Source organism: Microcystis sp. M179S2 (genome assembly GCF_020245805.1).
GTDB lineage: Bacteria > Cyanobacteriota > Cyanobacteriia > Cyanobacteriales > Microcystaceae > Microcystis > Microcystis aeruginosa.
Map to the genome: position 1 here is coordinate 1 of NZ_JADBUE010000336.1, position 9795 is coordinate 9795.

Sequence of the window (9795 nt, forward strand, 5' to 3'; positions counted from 1 at the left end):
ACCCCACACCCCACACCCCACACCCCACTTTCTTATCAGCTTTAGTAATGATTGTCATCGGTTTTTTCAATCGAATAAATAAAAACGCCCCCAAAAAGGAAGCGTTTTTTAACTTATCATGAGGACTTAGCAAAATGTGTGCAGAGTTAGAACGCGGATGTTGGATGGGGATCCAGCATCTGTTTATTTTTAACCATTGATCGCCGCTGCCGTCAAGGCCATGGGGATAGTATCACCGGAAGCTAAATCGAGGGGGAAGTTATACGTTCAAGTGTATTTACAGCCCCCGCAATTGTCTCCCTTTTTTGGGTTTATTTATTTCAAAAATTATCTCTTTATTTGTATATTTTTAAACTTGTATAAAATTGATTTAAGTTTTGTAAAAAGTAGTTGACAAAATCCGATCGAGATCAAGGATAACCCTATCCTTAAGGTGGACAAAATATGGTAAGGTGGACTGAGTAATAAAACTTATCACTAACCTATTATCAGTGACAAGTGCCAAATTCACCAGAGAAGGCTAAATATAACTATGTCCAAACGGTTTAAATTCGACTCCTCCGAGATGATTTATCTCACCGATAAACTGATGAATGCGGCCAGCAATCGTTACTCGATCGTCGTGCAAGTCGCTAGACGGGCCAAACGCGTCCGCTACGATACCGTAGAAAATATCGATGACCCGATGATTAAACCCGTCCAACGAGCCCTGATGGAAATGACCGACGAATTAACCGAACCGGAATTATTACGCGATTAATCCCCTAAAATTGCCTGGAACCCACCCTTACATTTCATCGGGGTTGATACCCAGTGATCTTAGTCTTTCCGCTAGTCGTTGGGCTTTTTGTTCCGCTTCCTCTTTGGCTAAACGTTCTTGCTGGGCGAGCGCCGCAGCTGCCCTCGCCCTTTCCTCTGCGGTTAAATAGCGATTTCCCGATACTGGGAAGAAGGCGATTTTTATTGTAGGAAAGGTTAACCATAGCGATTGTTTTGACTAGGGAAATTACCAAGTATTCGGTTGAAAGTCGGCATCATTAATAATGGCCACCGTATCCCCAGAGGGTTTAATCACAAATAGACCTTTTTTATAAGCGTATCGATCGATCCCCTCGTTGATTTCAATTCCCGCCACCGCACCGTAAGCTCGATAGTTTTTATAATGGGGAAAAGCGATTTTAAAACGAGTCAATTTTTCAATAAATTCATCCACATCATCTTTAGATAATCTAGATTTACATTCCACCACCACGAGATCGGTATCATCGACGGCTAGGATATCAATTTCCATGGCGATGCCCTGACGCTTGACTCTGGCGCGGGGATAAACTTCTTTAATATCGATGCCTTTTTCCTGAAAAAGCCGTAAAACCGCCGGTTCTACCAATTCTTCCACAAATCGACCCCAGCGAGTGGTGAGACTATCTACCGCTTTGCTGGTTCGTTCAACCGTCCGTTTCAGTTCTGCCATCGAGCGATCGCTTTCTAGTTTAGATTCGGCCAGGAGGTTCTCTATTTCGACTCTATGGCGATCATATTCCGCCTTGGATTCGGCAACCAGGCGATCATATTCCGCCTTGGATTGGGCAGCCCGGCGATCATATTCCTCAGCCCGGCGATCATATTCCTCAGCGGAAGCGCGGAATAGCTGGTAAATATCCTCAAGAGTTACCGGTTCACTCATAGACTTGCCTCTAAAACACCCCTGATCATTTTAGCGATTCCGTCGAGAAGCCGGACGAGAGCCAGAGAGCAAAACGGAAATAAATATTAAGAATTATTTAAAAGACTTGACAAATGTGCGGGGGGGGTAAAGTCTGTACGGAATTTACAACGCTCAAAGAGCTTAATTTTAGATGAAACTAAGTAGGGCTGGCTGAATAATGGTAAAACCCTTTTAAAATAAGGCTTTTGACCTGTTAAAATCCGATGTTAGTGCAAGAATATAGGATTGAGACCTTCAAATCTGCCTTCTGCCTGCTTCAATTTCTCTGACAACGCTCGAATTGAGGAATAAAAATGAACATCAAGTTTTCACCTGTTCCTGTTGAAGACCGAGAAAGGGGAAGAAACGGTAATTGTTACAATCCTGGTTCTCCCCTGACTGAAGGCATGAAAAAACAGTTTATGGAGGAGATTAAACCCATCTGTATCGAGATGGAAAGGAAATATGGCGTACCAGCAGCCTTTCTCGGCGGTCAAGCCGTTAATGAATCAGGATTTGGGTTAACTAGAACCGGATATTTTGCCAACAACTTTTGCGGACTCAAATTCGTAGGAGCTTGGGGACGAAAACCTCCTCAAATCATGAATGGTCAAGATTTCGGAGTCGAAACCTATCAGTTAATCGGTCAACCCGATGAAGCTTGGGATGGCTCAGTGCGAATCATCGAAAATTTAGGAGAAGATCGCCTTATCTTTGATGAATCTAGCCGCTACGATAACCGCTATTTCAAGTTTAAAAGTAAGCCTGAATTTTTTGATTTTCTCTGTCGGATTACCTACTTGAATGGCTCAGAAGGCCGACTCTACCCCAAAGATCTCCGCTACATTTTTGATGAATATCGACAAAACATCCAGCGCGGCATGAGTATCCGAGAAAGCTGTTCTTTAGTAGCTTGCCAGTTAGGAAAATCAGGATATTGCCATACGGAGGAAGGGAACGGAACGCCACCCCAGCGCCGATGCAACTATTACTCTAGGGTCATTACTGAGGCAATGGATGAATGGAACACTTACGAATGGACGAAAATTGCCCTAACTCAAAATTGAGGAAATAATATGGGGAGCATCTCATTTATGCAAGCGAGTAATTATACTTGTCCCTAAAACTGGTTTCTAGCAAGGCTTTCAAAATAGCTTGACATAAAAACCTGATTTAGGGGTTACAAAGGTGAGATGCTCCCATTCTTCGGAACTGGGAAGAAGGCGATTTTTATTGTAGGAAAGGTTAACCATAGCTCCTGCAAGCGTGGTATTTCATTGATGCCAATTCTAGCAGATAGCATCAATGCGCTTTGACCAAGGCAGTCCTGGTAACGATAACTACAGCGCTCAACTTCCGCGAGAATGCTAATATAAAAAAGCTATTGGCTAATTTTTTCCTATTTTAACTTGCAATATGCTCCCGTCTAATCTCGATCGCATCGTCGAACGCCTCAAACGTCGTACCGATCCTAAGCAAAAATACGAACAATTACTAGCTTTTGCTAAAAAACTAGAACCAATACCAGAATCTGCCAAAATACCCGCTAATAAAGTTCATGGCTGTGTATCCCAAGTTTATATCACTGCCGACCTCGAAAATGGCCAGGTTTGGTACAAAGGGGATTCCGACGCGCAATTAGTCAAGGGTTTAGTTGCTTTGTTAATCGAGGGTTTCAATGGACTGACTCCCACGGAAATCCTGCAAGTCACCCCGGATTTTATCGAAGAAACCGGCTTAAAAGTCAGTCTTACCCCTTCCCGCGCCAACGGATTTTATAATATTTTCCAATTAATGCAGAAAAAAGCTCTCGGTTTTCAGTTGGGAATGTCCGCTTAGATACCTAGTTTTCTGGTTCCGGTTCCTTTGATTCGGGAATCTCGCAGTTTTGGAAACGAGTATCCACCAGCGAACGCGTACAGCCCCAATTACTCGGTATTCCCGACGGCCAACCCATCCGCAAAGCTTCCGGACAGATGGCCATCACCGTTAACTGACAGTCAATTAACTGAAAACCCTCTTTCTCACACTGTTTGAGACTGTGTTTGAGAATGGAATCATTGTTAAATTCGATGGTTTTATTGCACTGAATACAGACCAAATGATGATGGTGGTGGGGATAGGGTTGATTGAGTTCGTAGTGTTTATGACCCTCGGCCAATTCCAACTCCCGCAAAATTCCCATCCGCGACATCAGTTTAACACTGCGGTAAATTGTCGATAAACTAATTCCTTCCCCCCTTTTGTCCAGCAATTCCTGCAATTCTTCGGCGCTGAGATGATTGCCTTTCGGTAAATTCTGGAAAACGTGCAGAATTTTCTCTCGCTGGGGAGTTAAGCGCCACCCCCGCGCGTTGAGTTCCGCTTTCAGGGAGGAAGCAGTGTAGGCAGACATAAGCGATCAACTCTCAATAAAAGCTATTTAATTGACAATGATAGTCGTTTCGGCGAGCCATTGGCAACAATTTTAAGTAGTTGAAAATTCCCCCCGCATTCAAGTATGAAAAATTACTATGAAATCCTGCAAATTCCCCGTCATGCCAGTAATAATCAGATAAAAGCCGCTTTTCGTCGTCTGGCCCGGCAATATCACCCCGATTATAATCCCAATGATCCGGAGGCAGTGACAAAATTTCGGGAAATTGAACAAGCTTATCGGGTTTTGAGCGATAAAGGTCAAAGAAAAGAGTATGATCGCCGTTTATCCCCAGAAATACCCACTTTTAACCCCAGTGCCGAGGATTTTTATCAACAGGGATGGCACTACGCTCAAGAGAGAAATTATCAATTAGCGATCGCATTTTACCAGCAAGCGATCGCAATTAATCCGCAATTTTGGCAGGCCTATCTGCAACGGGCGGAAGTTTACTACCATAATCAGCAGGATCGGCAAGTTTTAAGCGATTGTCGGCAAGTTTTGCAGTTAAAACCCGATTGTTCCCAAGCTTACTATTACCTCGGTTTATCCCGTCAACGACTCGGTTACACCCAATCCTCCCTAGAAGCTTATAAAAAAGCAATCGCCATTGACCCAGATAACCCCCAATTCTATTATCAAAGAGGATTGGCTCTAGAGGAACTCTCGGAACTGCCGGCAGCACGAAAAGATTTCCAAATAGCGGCCAAGAAATTTAAGCAACAGGGAAATTTTCGCCGCTATCATGCCATTGCAAATAAGTTAAGAGACTCTCAGAAAAGTTATCGACAACGGCAATCGATCAAGTGGTCAAAAACTCTTTTTATTGTTTTTAATTTGCTGAAAATCTCTGGCTCATCTTTACTCAAACCCAAGACCGGTCTAGCAGAAGCTTTTTTAAAGCTTAACCGTAATCAGGCTTTGGCTACAGGTGTATTGGCAGCAATCATCAGCAGTTTTTTCATCGCTTTTACTTGGCAAAACTGGACAGTTAAATCTGATTTTTTGCTGTTATTAGGCTGGGCAGTATTTCCTTTTATTATTCTGACTTTATCTAGTTGGTTAGGCAGAAAATTAAGTAATAAATATGGTAGTATCACTGGCGATATATTTTTAGGTGGCTTGATAATTTTGCCCTTTTCCCTCGTCATTTTGCTCACTTCCTATTTATCCATAAATGGCGATATTGTCGGCGCAATTATCGGTGTAACCGGCGGTTATCTAACCGGAATGCTCTACTATGGTTATCGCCATTTATCCAACATTCCTTGGCCGATATCTTTACTTTTAGTCCCTTTTGTGCTAGGGTTTCTTACTGTCAACATCTGGGGAGTTTATTATTATCTCTAAATCTTCCGGGGTATTACAGTTAAATAAAATCTCGGAATTATCGATGATTAATTCCTCCACCACGGAGACATTTAACCATTTTTGAAAAGAAGTTCCCCCTTGCTGAATATAAGTCTGCAAAGATGCTAAACAACGACGATGATAGAAACCACAGAGAGGCTCCCAACGAGAGCCGCACCGGGGAACCAAAGCGATGGCATTTTCTGGTACAGTGGCTAATAATCTTGACCATCCTTGCATAATTGGGGGCGTTAGTAAAGGTAAATCGCAAGCGAGCAATAAAACCCAATCGGTTGATACAAAAGTTAATGCCAAGGCAAAGGCCAATAAAGGCCCCCTAGTGGGGAGAGGTTCCCTAATTATCCGGCAGCATGGGGGAATGATAAGTTCATAACGTTCCGGCCAAGGCGTAATCACAGACACTTGTACTGCACAATCTTGGGCAATTAAACAAGTATTCTCTAGAAAAGAGACACCCTGAAAAGATAATAAGGCTTTATCTCGTCCCATACGGGAACTTTCGCCACCGGCCAGAATTAACGCCGTTAAAGCGGGAAAATCACTCATAATAACCAGTTCTATCGGAAAAATACCATGATTAATCACGACCCTTTTGGCGATCGCAAATTAGAACGCCTGCAATTAATGTTATATCTAATTCCCTTTCTAGGAGTGATTCCCTCCGCTTGGACATGGTATCAAGGGGAAGGAAAGGGAAAAGAACGGCAAATTAGTCGCTTATCCCTGAATTTAACGCTAGGATGGCTACTTTTTTACGCTTTCCTCTGGACTGGGGCTACTTTCAGCGACCAAACCTTGAGTTTTCGCTTTTTATACTGGAACGGTTTATTAACTTCTGCTTATATTCTCCTCTGCCTAGGAATTATCTTCAAAGTTTGGCAGCAAAAATAAGTAGCTAGGCAGTCAACTTGATTCTTTTGGCCAAGTCAAGGCCAAATCCCCTGAATAGGAATCTAGCCAACTTGCTCAAATCTATGCTAGTCTCTTGATACTTAATATTAATATCTTCGGTTCTTCGTTACTTGCTATGGTTCGAGCAGGGGGCATAAATCGACTAAATCCTTATCTGGCAAGAGACTTAATTGATTAGCTCGTTCTAGATCGAAAGCAATTGGCAAAAATCGCAGCCATGTCTTTCTATATAAGGGTTTCATCCCTTATAACCCCCGTCCATCACATAACACAAACCGAAGAACCATATCTTCATAAACAAGCACTAGATGAATTCCCATTTAATCAAAGTTCCCTTTGTCGATTTAACTTGGCAAAATCAGCCCCTACAAGCAAAAATTACCGAGGCAATCCAAACAGTTATCGACCGGGGAGATTTTGTTTTAGGCCAAGCTTTAGCCGAATTTGAAACCGCCTTCGCCCAAGCTTGCGGAGTCGAGTATGCTGTGGGAGTAGCTTCTGGCACGGCTGCTCTTGCCCTGGCTTTACAAGCTTACGGCATCGGTGCCGGGGATGAAGTGCTAGTCCCCGCTAATACCTTTGTCGCTACCCTCATGGGTGTTATTCAAGCGGGGGCCAAACCGATTTTAGTTGATTGTCACCTCGATACGGCCTTAATTGACCTCGCGGCGGCTGCCCAAAGAATTACCCCCAACACCCGCGCCATTCTCCCCGTACACCTGTACGGACAGATGGTATCACCCCAACAATTAGAGGATTTTGCCCGCAGCTATAATCTGATTATCTTTGAAGATGCGGCCCAGGCCCATTTAGCCAGTAGAGAAGGTTATCGCGCCGGCAGTGTCGGTGTGGCGGCGGGGTTTAGTTTTTATCCCAGTAAAAATTTGGGTGCTTTTGGCAATGGCGGAATGTTAGTGAGCAATGATCCAGAAATTAGCCAAAAAGCCCGCAGTTTAAGAAATTATGGCGCACCGAGCAAGTATTTCCACACCGATATCGGCACTAATAGCCGTTTAGATAGCATACAAGCCGCCATTTTAAACATTAAATTACCCCATCTGGAAGGCTGGAATCGCTCCCGTCATCAAGCGGCAAGACAATACGACCGGCTTTTGGCTCCCTTAGCCGATAAGGGCATTTTACCCATACGGGACGAAACCGAGACCGGTCATGTCTATCATCTCTACGTTATTCGCATCCTCGCCCATTGTCCCGTTGAGCGCCAACAACTACAAGAACAATTAACTGCCGTCGGTATTCAAACCGGCATTCATTATCCGATTCCTTGTCATCTGCAACCGGCCTATCGCTACCTCGGTTATCAACAGGGAGACTTTCCTAATGCAGAGATTCTCTGTGAAGAAATTGTCTCTCTCCCCATGTACCCCGGCATCAGCGAGGAGCAAATTGAAATCGTGGTTGAACAGATTACTGCGATCATCGGGTAACATAAATTCAGAATTTGTCACTAAATCGCTCCGTCCTATGGGTATTAGTCCTTCCTTATCCCCCGTATCCCAGAAAAATCGGCAATCTTGGCTGATGATCGGTTTCTTGGCGGTTATCTATGGTCCGGTGATCTTTCACTGGTACGATGGTTGGCTGAATAAATCGATCGGCATCGAACACGAATACTTTAGCCACGGCTTGATTGGCCTTCCCTACGCCGCCTATATTGTCTGGCAGAATCGTAAAAAATGGCAACGCCTCGAAGATCGCTCCCACCCCCTCGGAGCGTTTTTGTTAACCCTAGGAGCGATTTTTTATCTCCTCGGTTCCTCTCTTTGGGTTAGTATGTCTTTCCCGATTATTTTAGCGGGAATCTGTCTCTGGTTAAAAGGAACGGAAGGTTTTAAATTACAGGGATTTCCCCTACTTTTAACAGCCTTAGCGACTCCTAATCCCATACCCTACCTGATCACTCCCTATACCCTACCCCTACAGGTTTTTATTGCCGCTTGCTCTGGTTTTATTCTCCAGCAAGCGGGCCTAGATGTCTCCGTTGACGGTGTCTATATAGCGGTGGAAGGTAGGATGGTGGAAGTCGCTCCCTACTGTGCGGGGCTGAAAATGTTATTTACCAGTCTTTACGTCACGCTGCTGCTGCTCCATTGGACTAATACCATCGAAAACGGTCGCAAAACCCGCTTTATGCTCCTCAGTGCCTTTGGAATTAGTGTCGGGGCTAATATCATTCGTAACGCGCTTTTAGCTTGGTTTCACGGCACAGGACAAGAGGCAAACTTTAAATTACTCCACGATAGCTGGGGGGGTGATTTATACTCCGTCTTTATGTTATTACTGATCCTTTTGGTCTTCCAAATCATGCAGTATCGCGAGGCGGTCAAGAAACAGTCCCCGGCTCAAGGGGAAGGTAACCAGGATGATTAGTCAAAAAATTCCAGCCGAGGTAACTTTAGTGTTAGATAAAGTCAAAAAAAAGCTCCCGGGTAATTATTTACTGCTGTTGTGCCTGCTGCTGCTATTGATTTTAGGCGGTATCTTGCCCAATTTAATTTCTGGCCAGTGGTCTTGGGTGGAGCAACCGAGAATCGGTAATATTCAGAAAATGCGAGTCCTACAAGAATCGGGAATCAAGTTCTCTGACCTGAAAACCATCGACCAGAGCCAAGGAGAAATCGGTGAGGGAAAATGGTCGGTACAAGTGGTGGAAACTCCTGAAGGCAAGAGGATCACCGTGCTTTTAAAGCCACAGATATACTATAAAAATCAACCAGGATTAGAATGGTCGGATATCACTTCGATTAGTCGTTGGAATCAGGGGGAAACAACCGAGCTATTAATCCCCACCCAGTCGGGAGGAAAGGCCACGGCTCGATTCTATCGTGCCTGGACACAAAACACCTTTGCCGTGGTGCAATGGTATGCTTGGCTAGGTGGTGGTCATTACGATCCCTCGGTGTGGTATTGGCTTGACCAATGGGCGCAATTAAAAAGACAGAGAGTACCCTGGATAGCCGTTTCCTTGGTGATTCCCTTAGACCCGACCAAAGAACTGCAAACTCTCACTCCCTTTGCTCTCAATCTCGCCGGGGAAGTTCAAAGTAACTTAGAACAAAATGTCTTAAGTCAATTAACTTCTCTGCCTGAGACCAAAAAAGAAAAGTAGTTTTTCTGCTCCCAACTATCTGTTTAAAAAAAAACTAGCTCAAGGCACTTTTCTAGTCCTTAATAGCTTCTTTGTTCCTCTCCCACTAGATAACTCTCAGAAAATAAATTGATATATCTGTTTGACATCCTCACCGCCGTAAACGGACGGTGATTCCCAAACCTCACGATTTAGGTTTCTGCTTCTTTCCCTTGCGGGGTTCCGCACCTGCCTTAACAGATTTACTCTGTTCTGGTCTTATGGTCGCTCTACAGACTGACA

The 9795-nt window shown here is 44.1% G+C and carries 12 protein-coding genes; 8 read left to right on the plus strand and 4 right to left on the minus strand.

Annotated features, from left to right (window positions below; genetic code table 11):
- The first annotated feature begins 532 nt into the window (after window positions 1-532).
- Window positions 533-760, plus strand: a complete 228-nt coding sequence (locus tag IM500_RS20935) for a DNA-directed RNA polymerase subunit omega (protein ID WP_002761217.1) — start codon at window positions 533-535, stop codon at window positions 758-760.
- Between the two features lie 246 nt (window positions 761-1006).
- Here IM500_RS20935 and IM500_RS20940 read toward each other — a convergent pair whose 3' ends face one another.
- Window positions 1007-1684 carry a DUF3782 domain-containing protein gene (locus tag IM500_RS20940; protein ID WP_287739462.1) on the minus strand — a complete coding sequence of 226 codons (678 nt, stop codon included), beginning with the start codon at window positions 1682-1684 and terminating at the stop codon, window positions 1007-1009.
- A gap of 335 nt (window positions 1685-2019) precedes the next feature.
- Between IM500_RS20940 and IM500_RS20945 the strand changes: the two genes are divergently transcribed.
- Window positions 2020-2772 carry a glucosaminidase domain-containing protein gene (locus IM500_RS20945; protein ID WP_002801637.1) on the plus strand — a complete coding sequence of 251 codons (753 nt, stop codon included), beginning with the start codon at window positions 2020-2022 and terminating at the stop codon, window positions 2770-2772.
- 349 nt (window positions 2773-3121) lie between these two features.
- Window positions 3122-3544, plus strand: coding sequence for a SufE family protein (locus IM500_RS20950; RefSeq protein ID WP_002761229.1), 423 nt, complete (start codon window positions 3122-3124; stop codon window positions 3542-3544).
- Window positions 3545-3548: 4 nt separating this feature from the next.
- On the opposite strand, the gene IM500_RS20955 is transcribed toward IM500_RS20950, so the two are convergent.
- Window positions 3549-4100 (minus strand): ferric uptake regulation protein, encoded by a 552-nt coding sequence (locus IM500_RS20955; RefSeq protein ID WP_002737956.1) that lies wholly within the window; start codon window positions 4098-4100, stop codon window positions 3549-3551.
- Window positions 4101-4205: 105 nt separating this feature from the next.
- Here IM500_RS20955 and IM500_RS20960 point away from each other — a divergent pair, with 105 nt between their 5' ends.
- On the plus strand, window positions 4206-5471 hold the full coding sequence (locus IM500_RS20960; RefSeq protein ID WP_287739463.1) for a J domain-containing protein: 1266 nt from the start codon (window positions 4206-4208) through the stop codon (window positions 5469-5471).
- Here the strand turns inward: IM500_RS20960 and IM500_RS20965 are convergent.
- Window positions 5424-6038, minus strand: a complete 615-nt coding sequence (locus IM500_RS20965; RefSeq protein ID WP_190722859.1) for a molybdenum cofactor guanylyltransferase — start codon at window positions 6036-6038, stop codon at window positions 5424-5426. The two genes, IM500_RS20960 and IM500_RS20965, sit on opposite strands and share 48 nt — an antisense overlap.
- Window positions 6039-6065: 27 nt before the next feature.
- On the opposite strand from IM500_RS20965, the gene IM500_RS20970 reads away from it, so the two are divergent.
- Window positions 6066-6383: a hypothetical protein gene (locus tag IM500_RS20970; protein WP_190722860.1), complete on the plus strand. Its 318-nt coding sequence runs from the start codon at window positions 6066-6068 to the stop codon at window positions 6381-6383.
- A 134-nt stretch (window positions 6384-6517) separates the two neighbouring features.
- Here IM500_RS20970 and IM500_RS20975 read toward each other — a convergent pair whose 3' ends face one another.
- Complete coding sequence (locus IM500_RS20975; protein ID WP_277925624.1) at window positions 6518-6646, minus strand: hypothetical protein; 129 nt, start codon at window positions 6644-6646, stop codon at window positions 6518-6520.
- 66 nt (window positions 6647-6712) lie between these two features.
- On the opposite strand from IM500_RS20975, the gene IM500_RS20980 reads away from it, so the two are divergent.
- From IM500_RS20980 to IM500_RS20990, 3 genes are read left to right on the plus strand one after another with little or no spacing between them, the layout of a single operon-like run.
- Window positions 6713-7852, plus strand: coding sequence for a DegT/DnrJ/EryC1/StrS family aminotransferase (locus IM500_RS20980; RefSeq protein WP_287730973.1), 1140 nt, complete (start codon window positions 6713-6715; stop codon window positions 7850-7852).
- 37 nt (window positions 7853-7889) lie between these two features.
- A complete protein-coding gene (crtB, locus tag IM500_RS20985) occupies window positions 7890-8795 on the plus strand; it encodes a cyanoexosortase B (protein WP_287739464.1) in 906 nt (301 codons plus the stop codon).
- A complete protein-coding gene (locus IM500_RS20990) occupies window positions 8788-9534 on the plus strand; it encodes a cyanoexosortase B system-associated protein (protein WP_190722863.1) in 747 nt (248 codons plus the stop codon). Before crtB ends, IM500_RS20990 begins: the two co-directional genes overlap by 8 nt.
- Window positions 9535-9795: the final 261 nt, after the last annotated feature.